The organism is Bacteroidia bacterium (assembly GCA_040880525.1).
GTDB lineage: Bacteria > Bacteroidota > Bacteroidia > CAILMK01 > JBBDIG01 > JBBDIG01.
Map to the genome: position 1 here is coordinate 104009 of JBBDIG010000016.1, position 21212 is coordinate 125220.

The window sequence follows — 21212 nt, forward strand, 5'->3', positions numbered from 1 at the left end:
TTTAGAACATTAGGTAAGTTTTAAAAAACAAAACCCGCTATGTTGGCAATTAAAAAGCTAATTATAAAATGAGCTCTTTCAACACTTTTTGTTCAGGTCAATGACTCCAATTCCAAACTGTATCATTTTATCAAAGTAATAGTCCTGTATTATATATCGAAAGAAGTTAAAAAACGGTAACGGTCCCTTCCAAGTTAACGGCACGTTCCCCGTAGCAAGGCTGGTCTATAATCATTCTAATACTATAGACAAATACGCCTGGTGGGACTGTTCTACCATCTCGTTTTCCATCCCAATGCTTTTCAATATCCGTGGTGGTATATAAGATCTCTCCCCAGCGATTCGTAATTAACATCTTAAATTCTAGAACATTTAATATATCCGTGTCCACTATAATTCCGAAGCGATCATTTATTGCATCATCAAGGATTGGTGAGAACGCATTGGGGATATAATAAAAATTACCCTCCTCAACCGCTACATTAATGTTATATTCTTTAGACAATGTTTTCCCACAAGCTACAGTGGTTACAGTATAAACACCTTCGTTAAATACCGTGAAATCATCGCCCTGTTCTCCTCCCTCCCAGTTGTAAGTTATTCCCGGCAGAGCGGGTAAGCTGAGCGTTACACTGGAACCCTGGCATATCTCAATGGTTTGAGGCTGAGAGAATGCAGACTCATCAAAAATGCCCACTTCGATAGTATCACGGTAGGTACAGCCGATTGAATCCGTCACCATTACATGATAGGTTCCACTTTGGTCAACAGGGAAAATTCGTTGAACAAGGGAGTCTTGCCAGATGATTGTGGGAAACGGGCCAGGATCTAATGTTAGCGAACTATTGTCACAAAGTGTGGTATCCGGCCCAAGAGACAAACTATCCATGCTTGCTATGGCAACAATGATTGTATCGTACGCCAAACAGCCATTGCCGTATGTTGCCATTACGGAATATGTATCTGGTACAGACACGGAGATGGAGTTTGTGTCCAGGCTGGAAGACGACCAGCTATAACTCAGTGCAGCAGGATTGACTGTCAGCACTACGGTTTCACCGGCACAAAGCAGCGTATCAGACCCTATACCCAGTTGGAGTTGTGGTGCGATGGAAATAACAACAGTATCGCGGAAAGTACACCCACCTGAAACAACCTCTACCCAAAAGGTATCAGCAACCTTTGCATAAATTGTGTCGCTGTTTTGGCCGGTACTCCAACTATAAGTGGTAAAGCCATTACCTGGGGTGAGTGCGATACTATCGCCATCACATATCGTGGTATCATTTCCAAGTGTAATTGAGGATGGGACAAGCGTCACTCGAATAGTATCACTGGCACTGCAACCTACGCCATCAGTAACCTGAACCCAGACCAATCCGCTGTCCTTTACTGTAATAGAATCAAGGATGTTATTGGTGGACCACAAGTAGGTCAGGCCGGGTGTATCTACAGAGAGAATCAGGCTGTCGCCCGGACAAATAGAAGTATCGTTACCTAAATTAATGTTTAGATCGCCTGTCTGACCAATCACAACTGAATCAGTAGCCATGCAGTTTCCAATGGTTACCGAGACCCAATACGTTCCGGGAGAATCAATGGTAATAGTTTCAGAGGTATCCCCTGTTGACCAGGTGTATGAAGAAAAGTTACCTGGCGAGAGGGTGATGCTGTCCCCTTTACAAATTATGGTGTCAGGCCCCAGAAAGAGCGAACTTGTATTGAAGATGTTGACCCTTACCGTATCAGAAATGACACAACCATGAGGGAAATAGGCATCTACATAATACACCCCGGAGTCTTTTACTGTAATGCTTTGGGTGGTCTCACTGGTAGACCATAGATAGTTAATATCCGAGCTATCCACTGTCAGGGTAATGGAATCTCCAGGGCATATAAGCGTATCGGATCCAAGATTTATCAGAGAATCGTGATAGAATGTTACATTCAACGAATCAAAGTATGTGCATTCTGCTGTTTTTACTCTCACCCAGTATGTATCGGTTTCATTTACCCAAATGCTGTTGGTGGTGTCTCCGGTAGACCAATATATCTCGTCATAAGAATTGTCTATCCTAAGTTCAATGCTATCTGATTTACAGACGAAAGAGTCCGTTAATGTAGAATCCCCGCCCAAATGTGGTATAGGAACAAATGCCACAGTTACAGTGTCCGAGAGTTTACAATTTGTTGCAGTAGTAGCTACGAGGATGTAGGTTCCAGTGTCGTTGAGATAAATAGATACTGTTGTATCTCCTGTTGACCATTGGTAAGTATAAATAGGAGTATCCGCCATTACGAATAAAGAATCTCCGAAACATAACTGAATATAGCGATTGATGGGAACCATGGCTGAGTCCACAATTGATATTTTTCTTCTGGGGGTTAAAAAAGTAGGCAGGGTGGAGTTTACAGGCGTAGTATCAATGGCATAATCACTCCTTACAAACTGGCATAAATTACCAATAGCAGTACTGTCAGGACTTTTGATTGCATGCAAAGAATCGAGATTGTGTTGTGCTACATACAAATATCCATTAGGAGCCAATCTTATCCCGTTTATATAGTTATCACCGCTGGGGGTAGTATGGATAGTGGTATGCGTTGAGGTGTTCAGGTCAAACTGCCTTAGCCTGACCGTAACGTTAGGAATATTGCCAGTGGTTTCACAATAGTATAGTTTGCTTCCATCGGGAGAGAATGACATACCGTATGAAACCATGAAGGTACTATAGACCAACTGCCGGTTAGTTACTTCTCCGTTAGTATCATCAAAGTCGTAGGTGTATACACCCTGCAGGCCGGAGCTCAGCCTCCGCGCATTTAAGGCCAGCTTCTTTGAAGCAATGGAATAGGCGCTGTTGTAGGCAAGGTCAAACCTACCGCTCCCCAAGGCAAAAGGGGAGGTACTGATTTCATAAATGCCCGTGTCGGTTACATCAAAAACATGTATGCGGTTAGAGTTTTGTTCGGCATTCACCAGCCAGAATTCATCACTACAGGGTTTTGCAACAAGCATGGTAGCTTCAGTAGATGAATAGGGAGCGTTTCCGTATGGGTTTCCTGAAGCATTGATGGGTGTGTTTTTGGTTGATGCCACAACATCACCATTTGTCCCCAGCCGCATATCCACAATAGAGAGATAGAGATGTCCTCCTGATAAATAGTTTCCAGAGTTTGAGATCACATAAAACAGGGAAAAATCTTCATTGCCAGGTTTTTGGCAACTGACAACCGTGTTAGCACCCGATGCATTCCCGTTCAATCCATTATCAATTGAATTGTGGGTTTTGTCATATACCTTAATTCCATCAGTATAATAGAGGAGTTCTCCTGACCTCGGATGGGTCGCCACAAAACAGCCCTCAGTCCCCAGCGGCTGGGACACGTTATATGGAGAAGGTTGCTGGGTTGATAAATCGAATTTTACGCCTGCCGAACCAGGACTCCAGAACCAAATTGAGGATTCATATTGTGCATAGGAAGCAGTTTGCACTAAAACTATTAGCAAAATACAGAGGAAATAATTAGGCTTCATGGGTTCATCAATAAGGGCTAACGCATCTGTCTATTCTAATTCTAAACTATTCAAATCTATTATAAATTGGATTAAAACCTTGTTAAGATTGATGAGTATAGAAAAAAAGCAACTCAATTTTATTACGATTTTAGTGCAATATAGCACAATCAGCTCCTGCCCCGTTTTAGCCAGGCAGCCTAAAAATTAGTCACCAGCCTCAACCAAACCACCACATCGCTGAGGGCATTTTGTGGCCGATGGCAGGAAGCACAGCTCACGGAGCCATCTTTCGACAGAATTGGATCGAAAAACAGTTTCTTCCTAACTGCCACCATTCGGCTGTAAAAGAGTTGTCAGGGGGAAATTGCGGTTCAGGAAATCCCTTGGTACACTGCAATAGCGATTCAGGGTGGGTAGTCTCTATTGGCTCCTCAATACAGGAAATACAGCATGTAAGACAAAAAAAGAGATATAATGGAAAGGCTGCGCTCACAAGTTGTTTCCTATCGTATGACCAGCTTTGAAGTAGTCATCCGGCTACCTTCTTTCATGACATGTACCAGGTAAACTCCACTGGTGAGTTGTGGCATCTTCATCCATTCCAGTTCCGGTTGCACAGGCATAGAAATAAGTTCCCGGCCATTCAGGTCAGTTATCACAACCGTTCCATTTTGCAAGTCCCGAAAGTTTCTAAAATTCAATCTCTCTCCATCTTGTCGTCTTCAACTTCGACATCAGAGGTAACTATTGTTTGCATAAAATAATCGGTGCCCTGTTATCTTCAAATTTGGATACCGGAATAGCTATTTTTGCCAATTATGTCCAAAATTTTTTTAATGATTCTGATTTGGGTTTCTTTACCGATCAGTGCTTTCAGCCAGCAGAAAGCGCCTGATTTCACGATAACCACCACAGGGCAGGAGCAATTCCACCTCTACACCAATATTGTTGCAGGTAAAGTGGTGCTGCTTGATTTTTTCTTTGCCGATTGCGTGCCCTGTCAGAGCCTCTCGCCAATGGTGGATGAACTTTATAGGGATTACGGCAGCGGCTCAGGACGAGTCAGGGTGATTGGCATCAGTGATCGGGATGATAATCTGCGGTTAAAGACTTTCGACAGCACCTATAATATCACCTACCCATCAGCCGGAGAAGAAGGTGGTGCCGACACAATTACTGCTCTTTATCAGGCTGAGTTCAGTTTCCTGGGCTGGCCCACCTATGCAGTGGTTTGCTCCGATACAGGGATTGTCTGGAACATTAGGCCCCTTACCAACGGGATTCCTGAAATCCGTAAAGTTATTGATAGTTGCCTGATAGTCAGTGGAGTGAAAAATCAGGTTACTCCCTCCCTGGCTGTATTTTTCCATGATGGGCAGGTTATCATCAGGTCTGAAAAAATTCTTGAAATATCTGCTGGGGACATTTACAACATGCAGGGCCAGCATCTCCTCAGGTCTCATCCAGCAACAGGAACTGAATTTTTTATTCCTGTTCCGCCCCGGATGGAAAAGGAAATTATTATCTTGATTATACAAGGACCTCAAATTAATTTCCGAAAGAAAATTCTAATAAGATAACATTATGAAGTACGCCCTTACACTTTTTGTGCTTCTCACATGGAGCGTTTTAATCAGCGCACAGAACCTGGATTTCAGTACGCCTGGCGCTGTTGCTGATGATGATTACGGTTACACCCGTCCGAGGGTGGTTATGGCCAATATGATTCCGCTGGTAGTTCTCAACAACCAATCAACTGGGGAAATTTTTGTAGCCCGGTGGAATGGAAGCAGTTTCGATCAGCCTGTGAAAGTTACACCTGAAGGAGTGAAAGCGGCTATTGACAACTGGATGGGACCTGACATTGCTTCAAATGGGGACGATGTTTACGTTATTTTCAAAAGCGAACCTGAGGCCAGCGGCTACATATATGTGGTGCATTCAAGTGACGGTGGGAAAACCTTTGGTGATACCATGCGGGTGAATGGTGATGTGAATACCCGGTTGCCCTCAATAGCTGTACTTGGTGACGGCAATCCGGTGGTGATGTTCATGCAGTTTCAGCCGAACTTTTTGGAACCTGAATACGTGGTTGCCGTCAGCACCGATAAAGGTAGAACCTTCAGCGACTTTTTAACGGTTAGCGATAACGCTCCGGGAGAGGTTTGCGATTGCTGTCCGGCAGCACTGGTGGCATCGGGTGATACCATTGCTGCCTTTTACAGAAACAATGATAACAACATCCGTGATGCGTGGATAGCGCTCTCAACAGATGGTGGCAAGACTTTCCCAATGCAGCAGGATATTGACGAGAATAACTGGAACATCTTCAGTTGTCCATCCACCGGACCTGATGCTGTATTCAGTGGCGGTAAAGTGATAACTTCCTGGATGAGTGGTGCAGCAGGCAATCCACGGATAAATTTTCTTGAATTTGACCTTGGAACACAACAGACCTCAGCTACCGCCATGATCCATACTGAAGGGCAAGGTACTTTCAGCCAAAACTACCCGCGACTGGCAGCCTTTGGAAGCCACAAGATTATGGCTTGGCAGGATAACCGCAACAACGGCTGGGATGTCTGGATCAGCCATACTACCAACAGCCCCTTCATCACGAACAAAAACGTTCAGCAAGTCACCAATGAATCCGGCTTCCAGTTCAACCCTGATGTAGCCATAAACAACGAAAAGGTTTTCCTCGTATGGCAGGAACCAAAAGCGAAGGAAGTGAAATACGTTACGGCACCCTTAGCTGCTCAGTCAGGCATATCTTCGCCCACGGTAAACCTGAGCTTTTATCCCAATCCAGCAGAACCTGGCTCTCTAATTCAATTTGAGGGAGCAGCGATTTTGAGCACAACTATTTTCGATGCCCGGGGAAAGGTGGTTTGGTCGTCAGAAAAGTCTGATCACCCTGGTGTTATTCCAACTCCTGAGCATCCGGGGATTTATATTTTGCGAATAAAGTTCAGAGACGATGTTGTGGCTCGGCAGAAGTTAGTGGTGAGGTGATAATCAACCCTTAACATTATAGTAGCGTATTCACACCTGAATAAACCTGCTTCATATTGGGAGCGCTCCACAATTTCTGCTCCTCCTACCCTTTATTACAGCGTTTTATACAAAGTTCTGCGAAACACTTTTCCAAGAGTTGTTTGTACCAATAAGCACATTTATTTTACCCAAAGTACCCCTATGCTTTAAACAGACCTTACAATGGTGGAGACTGGTGTGATTGACTTGGTTTTTTAAACTGCTCCCATTAAAGGGATGGTAGTATCATAAAAATTTAATAAATCAATTATTAAGACGAATTAAAATTATTTAAATATTTAGTTTAACATTTAAATAATAAAACCGGAATTTGTTATTCCGTAGCGCTCACTTCCAATGAATTTTACAGAATACAGGATAATGATCAGACAGGTTTTTCCTGATCACCTCGAAATCGGAGACGGCAAATACCGTATCCGGTAGAATATAGTCAATGCGGAGGAGCGGAATGCGGCCAGCATACGTAATGCCGAGGCCCAGTCCGTCCTTTATAAAGGCATCCTGGAGGTGTGAACGGAATTTATTATAGGTATAAGATAGAGGTGTATCATTGAAATCGCCAGCCAGCACCACGGGATATGGAGACTGGCGTATAATTTCGAGCACACGATCAGCCTGGCGGGCACGCTGCACAAATGCAGTAGCCAGCCTACGCCTGTTTTTATTGATCTGCTCTTGTTCATCCATGCCGGCTTCTTTTTTCCCGTCTGTAAGATTAATGGACTGCAGGTGGACGCTCATCACACGAATGGTGTCATTGTCCTTCACCATATCTGCGTAAACGCAGCTATTGGTGCTGTTCTCGGGGAAAGGAACCACGCCAGGGTTTATGAGCGGATAGCGGGAAACGATACCCGTTCCCCCAACTTTGAGCGAAAAATCATCTCCGTTCATAAAATAAAAATCCGTGTAGCCTAAGGAATCCAGCAAAGGACTCAGGATGTTTGTCCGATTTTCCTTTTTAACGTTATAAGCCACGAATTCCTGGAAAAATAAAACATCCGGATTTTTCGTGGCGATCAACTTCAGGATGGCACTTTCCTTTTCATCGCTATAAAATTTCTTGACGTTGTAGGTCATCAGCGCCAGTTCCTTTCCCTCCGGGTTTTTGTCCCTGAAATGGAGCGCTACCGTTTTGTTAAGCTCGTTGGTGCTGATAAGAATGGCCACAAGCGGATAGATAAACCGGAGGCGCCTGCGCAGCATCCAGTAGACGATGCAACTCACCAGGCCAATCATCGTGGCAGGGAAGATAAGGTTGCAGAAAGCGGGAATGGTGGTAACACCAGGATGGATGCGCGGAGCAAACAGGGCGATGATCGTGAGGCCAATCAGCAGCCAGGTGGCGACAAAGCACAGGCGGTCAAGGACCAAAAGAAAAAAGGGCCGCGAATTATTCTCAGGGACTTCTGGTGCCTTAGCCATTACGGATGGTATCTGTAAAATTTATAGGTTGGATAGAGCAATGTCATCAGTCTTTGTTGCTGGCTTTAAAGAGGATGTCCTTTTCCTTTTTGGTTAGGCTGTCGTATCCTGACTTTGCAATTTTATCCAGGATTGCGTCAATTTGTTCCTGGCTCACTTCGCTGAGGCCTCCGGATTTTTTGGGTTGGGAGCGGTCACCCATATCTGACACCCGCAGGTTCGGCCCTTTCCGGAAGAATCCGCCAAGCCAGTCCACCAGCAAGTTCACCCACTGGCCGATGTCTCGGCCGCTCTGGAGCTGCCGGATATAAATAAAGCCATACGCAGCCCCGCCCAGGTGGGCAATGCTGCCACCTGCATTGGAGCCGGCCATGCTCAGGAGATCAATGATAACCAGGAACAAGGCAATATATTTAAGCCGCACCGCGCCAATAAGGATAAGCCGTATACTATAGTCGGGCAGCAAGGTGGCTGTGGCTACAAGAATTGCGAGCACGCTTGCAGAGGCGCCATACAGAATCGAAATATCGGATACTCTCTGGAAGAGCGGAACAAGATTATATATTAGAATATAAAGCAAGGCCCCGGCAATGCCACCAGCCAGATACACGCTCAGTAGCTTGCGGTTGCCAAGGTATTCCATAAATATCCTTCCGAACCAGAAAAGAATGAGCATATTAAAGATGATGTGCAGCCATGAATCCATGCTGTGGATGAACTGATACGAAACCAAGGTCCAGGGTCGGGTGAGCAGCGTGAGTGGATTGGAAGGCACGGCCAGCCAGCGGTATAGCTCATCAAACCAGCCGGGGCTGAGGAGGAACCAACGGAAGAGGACATATAATAACCCCGTTGCAACAAAAATTGCAAGGTTAATAAATATCAGGTGTAGGAGTGTATCATTGCTCCTGAGTACGCGGAGCTTGAATTCGTCCCAGATCGAATTGTTCATAAACCCGTAGGCGCTTTGTTTTTATTTCCTGTACGGAAATTTTCGTGCAAATTTATTCGTAACAGATTGCAGTACTTCCTCCGGTGGATAATCCCACGAAGCCTGCCGGTCTACCGCTACCTTCCATAACAACGAACCATCCGTTCCATTGAACAACGAAGTTTCTGCCTTAATGTCATAGGTTTTCTCAGCGTCAGGGGGAAGCGTTACATCCTCTAATAAATCTTCCAGTACCTCTGTTCCAAAGTCAATCCCGAAAGATTCAAGATCAGAGAGAAATCGCTTTTTGGAAATCCGTGTTTTTACTACAGCGTCCACTCCCAATGCCACCGCCAGTGATTCCGCGGGCACCGACCAGGACTCGCGAATCCCGATCTCCTTTCCTTGCAGCAGAAATAGCGTTTTTTCTACCGGCTGTATTTCTACTTTGATCGCATTCTTGCCCCGGCCGGATTTGCGAAGAAATGAATTGTAGAGGGAAAGCTGGAACATCCGGCTTTCGGCTTCCTCAATCTGATTTGCATGTTCCTGGGTCATCTTTGCCGGCTGCCGGCCTGTGTTTTCTATTTGGCAGGGAATAATTGCTATAAGCTTGTGATTACTCGTTTGCGCATCAAACCGGGGCGAAACGTAATGAACGCCACATGCCGACATCAAACAGAGACAAAAAACAAAAGTGAAAAATCGCATGTTTCCTTGTTTATCATTCCCAGCAAAAGTACCCATATCGGCACTTCTGATTCTCCTGAAGGCGTAGGTCATTTGTCGTCCGAAAAAGGAGTTACAAAGTATTAACATAAAGGTTTCGGGAAATTTTTGATTGTTTTTAAAAGAATTCCGCTGAAAATTGCCGCCTTTAAAACATCGAATTATTAAAATGAAAACACTTGTATTAGGAGCAACCAGTAATCCAGGCCGCTATGCGTTTACGGCAGTTCACCGGCTCAAAGCGAATGGACACGAGGTGGTTCCGGTGGGAATCAAAAAGGACGAGGTGGCAGGTCTCAGGATCATCAATGATAAACCGCCTCTGGATGGAATAGACACCGTTACCCTCTACGTGGGTCCTCACAATCAGGCTGAATGGATTGATTATATCCTCTCTCTCAAACCCCGCAGGATCATTTTTAATCCCGGAACAAATAATCCTGAATTCATAACAAAGGCGAAAGAACAGGGAATTGAAACCATACAGGCATGTACGCTCGTAATGCTCGCTTCGGGAACTTACTAAAGCTTGCTATTTGCCAATCAGAAACCCAATTTCATTTACACAATTTTAAAATTTTTATGAAAGCAGTAATCCCTGTGGCAGGTGTAGGAACACGCCTGCGGCCCCACACCCATACGCAACCCAAAGCACTGATCACTGTAGCTGGCAAGCCTATCCTTTCGCATATTATTGATGAACTGAAAGAAGCCGGTTTCTCGGAGTTCGTGTTCATTATCGGATACCTGGGAGAAAAGGTGCGGGATTTCATTACTGAAAAATATCCTGATCTGGATTCGGAGTTTGTGGTGCAAACCTCCCGCGAAGGAATAGGCCATGCGATTTGGCTGGCGAAAGATCAGATAGCAGGAGCGGACCAATTGGTGATTGCACTGGGTGATACCATTTTCGATATGGACATGCAAAAGCTGATCGCTATGGAACATTCCGCATTGGCCACTAAACCGGTGCTGGACCCAAGGCGGTTTGGCGTTGCGGAAATAGACCCGGAGGGATTTATCACCAAACTTGTGGAAAAACCCTCAATTCCAAAATCCAATATTGCACTGGTGGGAATCTATAAGGTAAGGGAAGTGGATGAATTGCTCGCAGCGCTGAAATATATTATTGATAATGACATCAGAACTAAGAATGAATTTCAACTTACGGACGCACTGATGCATATGATTGAGAAGGGCGTGAAATTCAAAAGCTTCAATATCAGCAATTGGTTTGACTGCGGGAAAAAAGAGGCAGTGCTGGAAACCAATGCAATCCTGCTGAAGCGGGAGGAATACACTACTTCCGACCATAAGAATTTCGCCAACACCATTATTATTCCTCCGGTAAATATTTCTGATGATGTGGATATCAAAGGTTCCATTATCGGCCCCAATGTTTCTATTGGAAGCAATGCCAGCATCGAAAACAGCATTATTCGGGAATCCATTATTGGCCCTTATGCAAAGATCACCACCTCGTTGCTGCATAATTCTCTTATTGGCAATGATGCACAACTGCGGGGTATGAGCCAGAGCTTGAATATCGGGGACAGCGCTGAACTGAATTACGACTGAGAGTTTAGCAGGCCGCTTGGAGCAAAAGTCCAGGTGGTGAAATCAACAGACTAATCCTGATCCTCAATAGCGTGGGTTTCCTGACGGGCATTATGCTGTGGAAACACGAGAATAAATACCGAACCTTTCCCCGGTTTTGAGCGGAACGTAATGGTTCCCCCGGAGTTTTCCACGATCTTCTTTACGATAGGCAGCCCCAGACCCATCCCCGAAGTCTTTGTGCTGAAATTGGGAGTAAATATCTGTTCCTGTTTGTCCGGTGGAATCCCTACGCCATTGTCGGTAATTTCCAGCCGCACCAAAGCTCCATCCGTCCGCAACTGAAGGTGAATGATCCCCTCCCGGTTTTCCGGTATTGCCTGGAGAGCATTTTTCACCAGGTTATTCAGCACCCGCGAAAACTGATTTTTATCAGCGTAAATATAAACAGGATGTGGCTCAGTGGTGCAGGTTACGGTGATGCCCCTGGTATTTCCATAAAGCGCAGCAATGTCCCTTATTTCACGGTTCAGTTCCAGTTGCTCGTTGCTGCCTTCCGGCATTTTTGCAAAGGCAGAGAATTCAGTAGCGATTTGGGAAAGCGTATCAATTTGACTGATCAGGATTGCGGTAACCTTCGGCAACAGTTTGTCGAGGCTCTCAGGGTGGTTTTGCCAGGCCCTCTGCAATTGTTGAATATTAAGCTTCATTGGCGTGAGCGGATTCTTGATCTCATGCGCCACCTGCTTGGCCATTTCGCGCCAGGCGCCTTCGCGCTCTGTGCGTGCCAGTTTGTCGGCACTTATCTCCAACTCCTGCAGCATCGCATTATATTCCTGTACCAGTTGCCCGATCTCATCCTCGCCCTTGTAGTCAATCATTTCATTCCACTTGCCTATTTGGGTGCGCCTCATTTTTTCGCGGATGATGGCCAACGGACGCGTTACCGTAGAAGAGATCACAATTGAAATAAAACTCACGAGGATAAACAGGAACACATAGAGATTGATAAGCGTAACCAGAAAGGAGGATATTTCGGTCTTCAGCTCTGTTTCCTGTGAGAAGAACGGAAGGTTAAGAAAAGCGACCACCTTCCTTTCATTGTTTCGGATAGGCGCATAGGCTGCACGATACTCTAGGCGGTTAATATTTTCATTTTGAATAGCGATGGATCTTTTGCGGTATTTAAGATCAAAATACGCCCGGCCATTCATTTTACCTGAGATCAGGTTGCGTTCAAAAATCACGGGTTGAGAGGAGGTAATGAGCGTGCCGGAGGTGTTATACAGATTAATATCGCTTTGATATAAATTGCTCAGATTCAAAACTTCTGCGAATAGCGCATCATTATCCAAAAAGGAAATCTTATGGTTATTCAGCTCTGTTTCCAGGCGGTTCAGTACGCCCCGCGCTTTGTTGCTGAGCATCTCGTTCTGCTCTTCATTATAGCGGTAGCGGATATACCGGGAGGTTGCGAAACCAATGATCAACAATGAAATGAAAATAACGAAGATGGTGGCGATCCGGATCTTGGTGCTGAACAGCAAATTGCGAAACGGATGTATATCTCCTTTGCTGAAATCCCGGAACAGTTCCTTCCGCTCGCCAGGTTTCAGCGAAAGCAGAAAGGATAGGCCGAAGGTGACCAGTAACATGGCTGAAAACAGAAGGAACAGAGAAGAAAAAGTAGCCAACGGGTAAAGCAGGTTTTTCTCTTCTACGCTCACAACCACGAAAGTATGAGGATTCACAGGGTGCAGGAGGTGAGAATATCCATGCGAATTCCAGTGATTGAATGCTTCACCGGGATCATACGGCATATTGCTCTCTACCGGATAAGAATAGTTGCCTGATTGCGAAACCAGCTTGTTATGATTATAAATGGCGGAGGAGTAATTCTGCAAATGCTCTTTTACAGTTGTGCGTTTTTCCAGCAATAATTCGGGGTAAATGCTTTCTTCGAAAAAAGCTTTTTGCTTGAGCAGGATCAGCATCTGTCCCAGTTCAGCAGGACCACGATACACAGGAATTGTGGCAATGTAGGAGGGCACGGCATTGAGATCATTAATAAACCACAACCTGTTCGGAATTACGGGGGTAGCTTTTGCCTGCAGGTTTCGCAGGTAAGCCTGGAGTGGTAGAATGTTGGATTCTTTGAAGGGCTCACCTTCCTTTCCATAAGTCAGCACTTTTGCATCATACTTCCCGAAGTAGCCGCTGAAGTACAATTGCTGGAATCGCTTCGCAAGCATTTCCTTGCCCAGATGAAGACTGGTGAAGTAGCTCTTCACAAAGTTGTCGCTCGCCAGGCGGTCCAGCATATCCTGGAATACATATTCAGCGATCACGTCCCTTTCTGTAGCCAGAGAGGAGGCCAGTAGTTTCTGGTTCTCCAGTTCCTTTCGCTGGCTGAAGGCGGATAATTCGTAAGCCGCAAAGCTGGAAGTGAGGAAAAGCATCAGGATAATGAAGTTAAACTGATACACATGCCTTTCATAACGCACTACAAGCAATAGCGACAACCACATTGCAAGCGGGTAGATAAAAACGAAAATGTCAGGAAATCCGGTAAAAATGAGCACGAGCAGATAAAGGATTCCGGCACTGATGAAGTAGGCATAGCCGCCTTTTCTCCGGGCTACGGTTGCAGCATAGGAGCGATATACCCAAAGCGTGAACAGCACATAGTCCAGAAAAAGCAGGAACAACGCAGCAAAACCTGCAATGCTCAGCCAGTTAAGAGAATAAACATTGGATATATCAAAGGATATATTAGAGTTTAAAATTAAACCTTCAAAAAGGAGGTAAATGCCATACACTCCCAGAAAGGAAATGAAAAGCAGGATGCTGAAGAGCAGGTAGTTTGTCCACCGGCTGGGGAAGTGCGGAAGCGGATAATACCTCACCAGCATATAGACGATCCAGGTGAGCATCAGGTTGAAAATAATGAGATCGCCCAATGATGCAAAAAGGAACGAACTGGCATAATACTGAGGACTGAAAATGGAAAGGCCGAAAACAGCTTCCGGCAGGCGAAAGACCTTCCAGAACAACACCAGTACAAAAAGCGAAATAGAAAGAGACAACCATGCTTTCCCGAATTTCCCTTGAGAAAAGAGCCTTGAAATAAACCGGTAAACCATGAATAGTACCAGGCAGAAACCGAGGAAGTAAAGAAAGGCGATGAAGCTGTCAATATCCGGCCCTGCAATCTGTCGCAGATAAAATAAGTGTTCTCCCTCAATGGATTCAATGGTAAAATCACTTTCAGCAGCTTCAGTTGTGGTTTGGAACATCTGGTCATCCTTTACCACCACGATCTCGTTGCGGAGGTATTTATTCTCAATGGGAAAATTGAACTGAATGGGCGCCAGCAGTGAAATAGCAATCCCATCCTCCCGCAATAAAGATCGCTGCATATACAGGCCATTAGGATAGACCTGAACGGTGAAAGCACCGGTATCCTCGGCTGACGGGGCTGGCGGAACCACCAGATTGTCGCTCCAGAGCTGGAGCTTGCCTTCGCGGTATACGAAGATCAGGAGATCGCTTGACCGTCCGATCCGGATGTAGCTGTCGAACTGGCGATAAAGGTCGCTTGCTCCTTTTGCCGCTAGTTCTGCCAGAAAGCTGCTGGAAATGCGCTCTTTATATAGCACCGCTTCCTGGATCTTCGCAGCCTGCACACTGGCCAGGGATGGAGATACAATATTGCTGCGGCCCAAATCCAGCAATATTGCCGTGAGCAGCAGCAACCCTCCCACAATGAGCAGGATGGTGTTATTTTTTAGTCGCTTAAGCAAAAGTTGAATTTAGCACCTCGCGAAGTTAGAAAACGAGGTAAGATGACCGGCTCCGGCAAGGATAAAGCCGCAGTACATAAAGGATTCACTCCCATATTCCCGGTTGCACAATTTCTACAACGTGTCGGTCAGGATCCCGGAAATACGCGGATTGACGCCCATTTTTCCAGTCTTGCTCGTGTTCTATCGTTATCTCCTTTTCTTGTAATAATTCTTTCCAGGCTTTGTAGTCTTTCGCTTTGCATTCAAAAGCAAAATGCTGATTCCCACTTGCAAAATGGGGAGGCAGATTTTCTTCATTCCTGGTGGCTCCTGCAATAAAGCACAGCAATACAGAAGCACCTGCCCTGAAGAAGATGTGGCGGCCTTCCACGCGGCTGATCACCGGCAAGCCCAGCTTTTTATGATAAAAATCCCAAGCGGCATCCAGATCAGAAATATACAGGCAGGTTTCTTTTATTTGAGTAAAATGTAAAGACATAATTTCAAAACATTAATAATTGAAATTTTTAAACCGGTTTTAAATACCAGAATCTAAAAAAGATCACCGGGCGGGGCTGGTCCATTTGCAGTCCTTTATCCTGAAACGCCAGGGCCATGAGGCATGTTCTGCGGCATAGGCTACGCCAACACGGGCACTGGAAATGATTTGATTTTCGATTATAGTTTCGCCTTCTGCAATCCACAGTTCGCTGCTCCGCAAAGAAATTCCGGTGTGGCTGCGGTTAATGCCCAGCGCCTGAGATAAAGCTCCGGGTCCGGAGGTGAGCGTGGTTTCCAGCTTTTCTTTACTACGTCTTTGCAACATCACGGAAATCCCGGCCAGCGGATCAACCGCCCGAACCAGCACAGCATGTGGAACGCCCTCCCTATTTGTAACAATATTAAAGAGGTGATGAATACCATAGCATAGATAAACATAGGCCACGCCTCCTTCAGCATACATGATCCGGGTGCGGTTGGTGAGCCGCCCATTCCAGGCATGAGAAGCACGGTCAATTTTTCCGGCATAAGCTTCGGTCTCCACGATCTTTCCGGTTGTCAGCTTGCCGTCAAACCGGGTACACAGGATTTTCCCAAGCAAATCCTTGCTTACCTGCACCACATCTTCTCTCAAATAAAAATCTGTTGGCAGCGGTGGTAAATTCAAGCCACTACAATTTTTCCATCTAAAAAAACGGGAACGACCTCTGTCTGGTCAGGCGTGAGGCAGTAGCGAATATCCTTCTCAAGATCAAGGTGGCGCAGGCGGTAGGCATGGGAGGATTTCAGTAGAGCGCCATACAGATCCGCTTTTGAATGCAGGTAGAGTTGTTCGGCAGCAATGGCCGAATCGCAGTGTTCCATGTAGAATTCATCTTTGAGCCTGTGGACGAGGGAGCCGGCAAACAGCGTATCTTCAAGATTGAATTTATTCTTCCAGCCGGCACAGAGTAATATCGTATCCTGATGGCCCTTTTCCAGGTGCCGGATAAGCGCTTCCTGATTAATGAAGGAACCCATAATGCGCTCCTTGGCTTGGGTAGCTTTCAGCAATGCCCGTGTACAATTAGAGGTAGTCAAAACAATGGTCTGGTTCCTGAGATGGGCCTGCCGGAACATCAGCGGGGAATTTCCCAGATCAAATCCTTTTACGATCTCACCGCCTCTTTCGGCTGCAGCCAGGTATCCCTGAGCTTTGTATGCCAGTGCTTGCTGTACTGTCTTTACCGGAATAATGGCTTCTACTCCATAGTCCAGAGCAGCACATATCGCAGTGCTGGCGCGGAAAATATCTATTACCACCACGCGCTTTCCTGCTAAATCATAAAATGGAAGGAGCGCTGGTGTAAAAATAACTTCGAGTTTGCGGGGCGTCTCGATAGAAGGAATATTTTAAAAACGATTGAACGGCAAAATTAACCCGCCTGAGTTGAAGAGGAGGAGCGCTTGTAATATTTGATAAAACCAAATAACAACCGTCTGCTCGTATCAAGAGATTCTATGATCTCCTCAAGTTCCTGCTCGTTTATGTAACGTAGCTTTTCGGCCAGGTAAAGCAGCGTTTCAGTTTCATAAAGAAACGCTTTGGCCTTGGATAGATATTTCAGAGATTCCTTGCCATACTTCCGGCTGGCGGCTGCGGCAATATTGGAAGGTATATAAGTAACGGCTCTCCGGAGCTGAAAGCTCAAGCCATTCGATTCATTTGCAGGAAACTTTTCGGAAAGATCAAAAACGCTCTTTGAAAGATCCAAACCAGCTTTCCAGACTTCAAGTTCGGTAATTTTCATAGATCCAACGGAATTAGTTACGGCCTGTAAAAGGGCAATTTTACAACCACCGCATTAATCCATTTGTTGCGCACTTTAATTCTAATTTTCGTTCCAGGCTCTCCATATCCTTTATCTACATAGCCCAGGGCAATGGGTTTATCCAATGATGGGGAATGGGTGCCGGAAGTAATTTCCCCGATGAGCCGGTCGTCCTCGCCAAAAATCTCGTATTGCTGGCGGGCAATGCTTTTGCCCTCAATTTCAATGGCCACGAGTTTGTTTTTTGTGCCTTCCAGCTTCTGTGCTTCAAGCCAGTCCTTTCCCACAAAGTCATCTGTTTTCAGCTTTGTGATCCAGCCAAGACCTGCTTCCAGGGGAGAAGTCTCATCCGTGATGTCATTTCCATACAGGCAAAATCCCATTTCCAGCCGAAGCGTATCGCGAGCGCCCAGCCCTATCGGTTTTATTCCTGCGCCTTCCCCGGCTTTCATTATAGCGTCCCAGATTTCAGGAGCTGCATTATTGGAACAGTATATTTCAAAACCTCCGGAACCTGTGTATCCGGTGGCGGAAATGATCACGTTGTCATGCCCTGCAAATTCACCTACTTTAAAATGGTAATAAGGAATTTCTTTCAGATCCAGGGGCGTCAATTCCTGCAGGGTACCTAAGGCTTTTGGGCCTTGTACTGCCATCAGCGACATTTTTTCTGAGATATTCTTGAGCGTTACATCCTCAAATGTGTTGTGCTCATTTATCCAGTTCCAGTCTTTCTCAATATTAGAAGCATTGACCACCAGCAGGTATTTGTCTCCACCCATGCAATACACCAGCAGATCATCCACTATACCGCCACGGGTATTGGGCAGGCAGCTATATTGCGCTTTGCCGGGCTCCAGCTTCTTCACGTCATTGCTCGTTACGTACTGAACAAGGCGCTGGGCATCCTTTCCCTCCACAATAAATTCGCCCATGTGGGAAACGTCAAAAATGCCCACGGCACTCCGCACCGTTTGGTGTTCATTTTTAATACCGCTGTAGGAAACCGGCATAATATAACCTGCAAAAGGAACCATCTTAGCTCCCAGATCAATATGTTTTTGGTAAAGGGCTGTCTTCTTGTCCATCGGTTGTTGGTGGCTTTATGAATTTTGTGCGAAGTAAAGGAGAAATTAAAATACCTGAAAAGAAAAGCAAGGGATCAGAGACAATTCTGCGGCAGTTGTAGCAGAAAAATTGTTATGTTTTAAACTAAAATTTGCGGGGGTGAAAACAGATTTGCCTTTTAATAAACAGGTAATTTTGTAAAGTCTTCTTTTATTCCGCCAGCAATCCGAACGAGTTCCCCGCAATCTACACGGGAGGATGAAAGATCATTTAAAAGCAAATTATTCCAATGGAAGTTGTGTATTTTTTTTTAATAAAAACAAAAGTTTATGGGACTACTAGTGCTCATTTTCCATTTTTTGTGAATTTTCAATTATGCCGGTAATCTCATCTACTTATAAAGCTCCGCGCCTTTTTCGGAATGGCCATCTTAATACCATTGTTGCTGCGCTTTTTCGCAAGGTAAAGGGCGTGGTATACGAGCGGGAGCGGATGCAAACCGGGGATTCCGATTTTATTGACCTGGACTGGCACCGGCATGGAAACCGGAAGCTGGTACTGCTCTGCCACGGCCTCGAATCCAGTGCAAACGAAATGTATATGCGCGGCCTTGCCCAAGCTTTTCGTAAGCGCGGCTGGGATGCGGTGGCGATGAATTTCAGAGGGTGCAGCGGAGAACCCAACCGGCAATTCCGCTCATATCACAGTGGAGCCACCGATGATTTGCATGAGGTATTGGAGCATATTCGTAAACGGCAGGAATACCGGCACCTTGCATTGGTGGGCGTGAGCCTTGGAGGAAACGTGGTGCTGAAATATGTTGGGGAGCAGGGGGAAGAAATTGCGTCAGACATTGTGGCTGCAGCCGGACTCTCCGTTCCCTGCGACCTGAAGGCTGCTGCATTGAACATGGCCCGCCCAATCAATCGCATTTATATGAACCGGTTTTTGAAACGGCTCAAACGAAAGATCCTGGAAAAAAATGCAGCCCATCCTGGAAATTTGAATACTTCACAGGTTCACTTGATTACCGATTTTCGCGGTACGGATGATCTTTATACCGCCCCCGCACATGGTTTTGCAGATGCAGAAGATTATTGGGCAGCGTGCAGCAGCAAATTTTTTGTTGAGGAAATAGCCATTCCAGCTTTGCTCATCACTGCGGCTGACGATCCTTTCTTTACGCCCGCCTGTTTCCCCTTTGTAGCCGCTGAAAAAAAACCAAATTTCTACCTGGAGATTCCTGAGCACGGAGGCCATGTAGGTTTTGTAACCAGGAACTTTCCGGAAGAATGGTGGCATGAGACGCGTATTGCAGAATTCATAGAAAAATGCTTTTCAGAAAGAAATGCTTTTATAAATAAAACGGTTAAAAATATTAAATAATGGAAAAAATAAATTTGAAGGAAAAACTCGAACAATTTCAGGAACAATGGAATCCTAAGATTATTGGAGAATTGGACGGAATGCAAATAAAGATTGCAAAGCTAAAAGGGGAATTCGACTGGCACAGCCATGAAAATGAGGACGAAATGTTCCTTGTGTTAAAAGGTCAATTGCAGATACGATTCCGCGACAGGGAGGAGCGATTGAAAGAAGGTGAAATGATCATCATCCCCAAAGGCGTTGAGCATCTTCCCATAGCAGGAGAGGAGGTACACGTAATGCTGATTGAAAAAGCAACGACAGTCAACACCGGAAATTTACGTAATGATCGAACGCGGAATAATTTGGAGAGAATATAAAGAAATAGCAGATCCAGATTGGTTCTTCGCTATTTGCAGAACTGTTCTTTTTATTTTAAATTAATAAAGCTATATATTGTTAAATTAAAACTGGAATTGAAGTAATGGAGATTAATATCCGGCAGGAAATACCTGCTGACTATCGCTCAGTTATTTTGGTAATTGGAAGTGCATTTAAAAATGCAGAATGGAGCAACCAAAAGGAGCATTTGATGGTGCAGCGTCTGAGGAACTCTGCGGCATTTATTCCGGAGCTATCGTTGGTTGCAGAAACGGAAAACAGGGTCATCGGCCATATATTATTGTTTCATATAAAAATTAAGCGTAATCAAAATGAATATCCGGCCTTGGGGCTTGCACCTGTATCGGTGCTGCCGCAATACCAAAGAAAAGGAATAGGCGGAAGGTTAATAAGGAAGGCGCATAGCATTGCCTCGAAGATGGGATTTAATGCTGTAATTTTGGTGGGTCATGCAGGCTATTACCCTCGTTTTGGCTACCGGAAAGCGAGGGATTTTGGAATTTATTTGCCCTTTGAAGTGCCGGATGAATATTGCTTCGTGATAGAATTAAAGGAAAAAGGATTGGAAGGCGTTTCGGGCATGGTGGAATACCCGGATGAATTTTATCAATAGTTCAGGGTTATTAAATTGCGCATATTATTTAAAAATTAAGATAGAATTTTGGGCTCAAATTTATTCAGTTATGATGCAGATTGATGAGGTAAGGGATTTTTGCCTGGCGCTTCCGGGTACAACGGAGGATTTTCCTTTTGACCGCGAAACGCTGGCTTTTCGGATTGGCGGGAAGATTTACGCGCTGATGAATATTGAGGTACGTCCGCTTCGCATTAACCTGAAGTGCACGCCTGATCGGGCTGAGGAGTTGAGAGCTGAGCACCCGGAGATTATTCCCGGTTATCACATGAATAAGCGTCACTGGAATACTGTAGGTCTGGAGGCAGGGCTGGATGATGAATTGTGCAGGGAGCTAATTCGCCATTCCTATGAGTTGGTGCTGGCAGGCTTGCCGAAGAAACTGCAGGACGAGATAAGCCGGGAAACGTCCTAATTTCCTGGATTT

Annotated in this window: 19 protein-coding genes; 8 read left to right on the forward strand and 11 right to left on the reverse strand. The window is 45.3% G+C overall.

Annotated features, from left to right (window positions below; all coding sequences use genetic code 11):
* Positions 1-166: 166 nt before the first annotated feature.
* A complete protein-coding gene (locus tag WD077_03725) occupies positions 167-3511 on the reverse strand; it encodes a gliding motility-associated C-terminal domain-containing protein (protein MEX0966322.1) in 3345 nt (1114 codons plus the stop codon).
* A 512-nt stretch (positions 3512-4023) separates the two neighbouring features.
* Positions 4024-4221 carry a T9SS type A sorting domain-containing protein gene (locus tag WD077_03730; GenBank protein MEX0966323.1) on the reverse strand — a complete coding sequence of 66 codons (198 nt, stop codon included), beginning with the start codon at positions 4219-4221 and terminating at the stop codon, positions 4024-4026.
* 135 nt (positions 4222-4356) lie between these two features.
* Here WD077_03730 and WD077_03735 point away from each other — a divergent pair, with 135 nt between their 5' ends.
* Entirely contained in the window at positions 4357-5100 is a 744-nt protein-coding gene (locus WD077_03735; protein ID MEX0966324.1) for a TlpA disulfide reductase family protein, read from the forward strand.
* A gap of 4 nt (positions 5101-5104) precedes the next feature.
* On the forward strand, positions 5105-6535 hold the full coding sequence (locus WD077_03740; GenBank protein ID MEX0966325.1) for a T9SS type A sorting domain-containing protein: 1431 nt from the start codon (positions 5105-5107) through the stop codon (positions 6533-6535).
* A 369-nt stretch (positions 6536-6904) separates the two neighbouring features.
* Here WD077_03740 and WD077_03745 read toward each other — a convergent pair whose 3' ends face one another.
* The 3 genes from WD077_03745 to WD077_03755 are packed head-to-tail and all read right to left on the reverse strand — an operon-like array spanning position 6905 to position 9752.
* Complete coding sequence (locus WD077_03745; GenBank protein MEX0966326.1) at positions 6905-8002, reverse strand: endonuclease/exonuclease/phosphatase family protein; 1098 nt, start codon at positions 8000-8002, stop codon at positions 6905-6907.
* Positions 8003-8048: 46 nt separating this feature from the next.
* Complete coding sequence (locus WD077_03750; GenBank protein MEX0966327.1) at positions 8049-8954, reverse strand: rhomboid family intramembrane serine protease; 906 nt, start codon at positions 8952-8954, stop codon at positions 8049-8051.
* A 21-nt stretch (positions 8955-8975) separates the two neighbouring features.
* Positions 8976-9752, reverse strand: a complete 777-nt coding sequence (locus tag WD077_03755) for a hypothetical protein (GenBank protein ID MEX0966328.1) — start codon at positions 9750-9752, stop codon at positions 8976-8978.
* A gap of 79 nt (positions 9753-9831) precedes the next feature.
* Between WD077_03755 and WD077_03760 the strand changes: the two genes are divergently transcribed.
* Both WD077_03760 and WD077_03765 read left to right on the forward strand, forming a co-directional pair.
* A complete protein-coding gene (locus tag WD077_03760) occupies positions 9832-10188 on the forward strand; it encodes a CoA-binding protein (GenBank protein ID MEX0966329.1) in 357 nt (118 codons plus the stop codon).
* Positions 10189-10244: 56 nt separating this feature from the next.
* Entirely contained in the window at positions 10245-11240 is a 996-nt protein-coding gene (locus WD077_03765) for a sugar phosphate nucleotidyltransferase (protein MEX0966330.1), read from the forward strand.
* Positions 11241-11290: 50 nt separating this feature from the next.
* On the opposite strand, the gene WD077_03770 is transcribed toward WD077_03765, so the two are convergent.
* From WD077_03770 to gcvT, 6 genes are all read right to left on the reverse strand, one after another.
* The gene (locus WD077_03770) at positions 11291-15022 is read right to left on the reverse strand and encodes an ATP-binding protein (GenBank protein ID MEX0966331.1); all 3732 of its coding nucleotides are present in this window, start codon (positions 15020-15022) and stop codon (positions 11291-11293) included.
* Between the two features lie 85 nt (positions 15023-15107).
* A complete protein-coding gene (locus WD077_03775) occupies positions 15108-15503 on the reverse strand; it encodes a VOC family protein (GenBank protein MEX0966332.1) in 396 nt (131 codons plus the stop codon).
* 63 nt (positions 15504-15566) lie between these two features.
* Positions 15567-16172 carry a DNA-3-methyladenine glycosylase gene (locus tag WD077_03780; protein ID MEX0966333.1) on the reverse strand — a complete coding sequence of 202 codons (606 nt, stop codon included), beginning with the start codon at positions 16170-16172 and terminating at the stop codon, positions 15567-15569.
* Positions 16169-16894: a 2-phosphosulfolactate phosphatase gene (locus WD077_03785; protein ID MEX0966334.1), complete on the reverse strand. Its 726-nt coding sequence runs from the start codon at positions 16892-16894 to the stop codon at positions 16169-16171. The genes WD077_03780 and WD077_03785 overlap by 4 nt, the downstream gene beginning before the upstream one ends.
* A gap of 26 nt (positions 16895-16920) precedes the next feature.
* Positions 16921-17295 (reverse strand): four helix bundle protein, encoded by a 375-nt coding sequence (locus WD077_03790; GenBank protein ID MEX0966335.1) that lies wholly within the window; start codon positions 17293-17295, stop codon positions 16921-16923.
* A gap of 17 nt (positions 17296-17312) precedes the next feature.
* Positions 17313-18404 (reverse strand): glycine cleavage system aminomethyltransferase GcvT, encoded by a 1092-nt coding sequence (gcvT, locus tag WD077_03795; GenBank protein MEX0966336.1) that lies wholly within the window; start codon positions 18402-18404, stop codon positions 17313-17315.
* Between the two features lie 355 nt (positions 18405-18759).
* On the opposite strand from gcvT, the gene WD077_03800 reads away from it, so the two are divergent.
* The 4 genes from WD077_03800 to WD077_03815 all read left to right on the forward strand — a co-directional run bounded on the left by WD077_03800 (position 18760) and on the right by WD077_03815 (position 21200).
* Positions 18760-19770, forward strand: a complete 1011-nt coding sequence (locus WD077_03800) for an alpha/beta fold hydrolase (GenBank protein ID MEX0966337.1) — start codon at positions 18760-18762, stop codon at positions 19768-19770.
* Entirely contained in the window at positions 19770-20129 is a 360-nt protein-coding gene (locus tag WD077_03805; protein MEX0966338.1) for a cupin domain-containing protein, read from the forward strand. Before WD077_03800 ends, WD077_03805 begins: the two co-directional genes overlap by 1 nt.
* A gap of 104 nt (positions 20130-20233) precedes the next feature.
* Positions 20234-20764 carry an N-acetyltransferase gene (locus tag WD077_03810; protein ID MEX0966339.1) on the forward strand — a complete coding sequence of 177 codons (531 nt, stop codon included), beginning with the start codon at positions 20234-20236 and terminating at the stop codon, positions 20762-20764.
* Positions 20765-20834: 70 nt separating this feature from the next.
* On the forward strand, positions 20835-21200 hold the full coding sequence (locus WD077_03815) for an MmcQ/YjbR family DNA-binding protein (GenBank protein ID MEX0966340.1): 366 nt from the start codon (positions 20835-20837) through the stop codon (positions 21198-21200).
* Positions 21201-21212 lie beyond the last annotated feature (12 nt).

Coding starts and splice junctions, on each gene's coding strand:
- WD077_03740 (MEX0966325.1), top strand. CDS start 5,105: ATGAAGTACGCCCTTACACTTTTTGTGCTTCTCACATGGAGCGTTTTA.
- WD077_03750 (MEX0966327.1), bottom strand. CDS start 8,954: ATGAACAATTCGATCTGGGACGAATTCAAGCTCCGCGTACTCAGGAGC.
- WD077_03745 (MEX0966326.1), bottom strand. CDS start 8,002: ATGGCTAAGGCACCAGAAGTCCCTGAGAATAATTCGCGGCCCTTTTTT.
- WD077_03760 (MEX0966329.1), top strand. CDS start 9,832: ATGAAAACACTTGTATTAGGAGCAACCAGTAATCCAGGCCGCTATGCG.
- WD077_03815 (MEX0966340.1), top strand. CDS start 20,835: ATGATGCAGATTGATGAGGTAAGGGATTTTTGCCTGGCGCTTCCGGGT.
- WD077_03735 (MEX0966324.1), top strand. CDS start 4,357: ATGATTCTGATTTGGGTTTCTTTACCGATCAGTGCTTTCAGCCAGCAG.
- gcvT (MEX0966336.1), bottom strand. CDS start 18,404: ATGGACAAGAAGACAGCCCTTTACCAAAAACATATTGATCTGGGAGCT.
- WD077_03775 (MEX0966332.1), bottom strand. CDS start 15,503: ATGTCTTTACATTTTACTCAAATAAAAGAAACCTGCCTGTATATTTCT.
- WD077_03805 (MEX0966338.1), top strand. CDS start 19,770: ATGGAAAAAATAAATTTGAAGGAAAAACTCGAACAATTTCAGGAACAA.
- WD077_03790 (MEX0966335.1), bottom strand. CDS start 17,295: ATGAAAATTACCGAACTTGAAGTCTGGAAAGCTGGTTTGGATCTTTCA.
- WD077_03765 (MEX0966330.1), top strand. CDS start 10,245: ATGAAAGCAGTAATCCCTGTGGCAGGTGTAGGAACACGCCTGCGGCCC.
- WD077_03800 (MEX0966337.1), top strand. CDS start 18,760: ATGCCGGTAATCTCATCTACTTATAAAGCTCCGCGCCTTTTTCGGAAT.
- WD077_03810 (MEX0966339.1), top strand. CDS start 20,234: ATGGAGATTAATATCCGGCAGGAAATACCTGCTGACTATCGCTCAGTT.
- WD077_03755 (MEX0966328.1), bottom strand. CDS start 9,752: ATGTTAATACTTTGTAACTCCTTTTTCGGACGACAAATGACCTACGCC.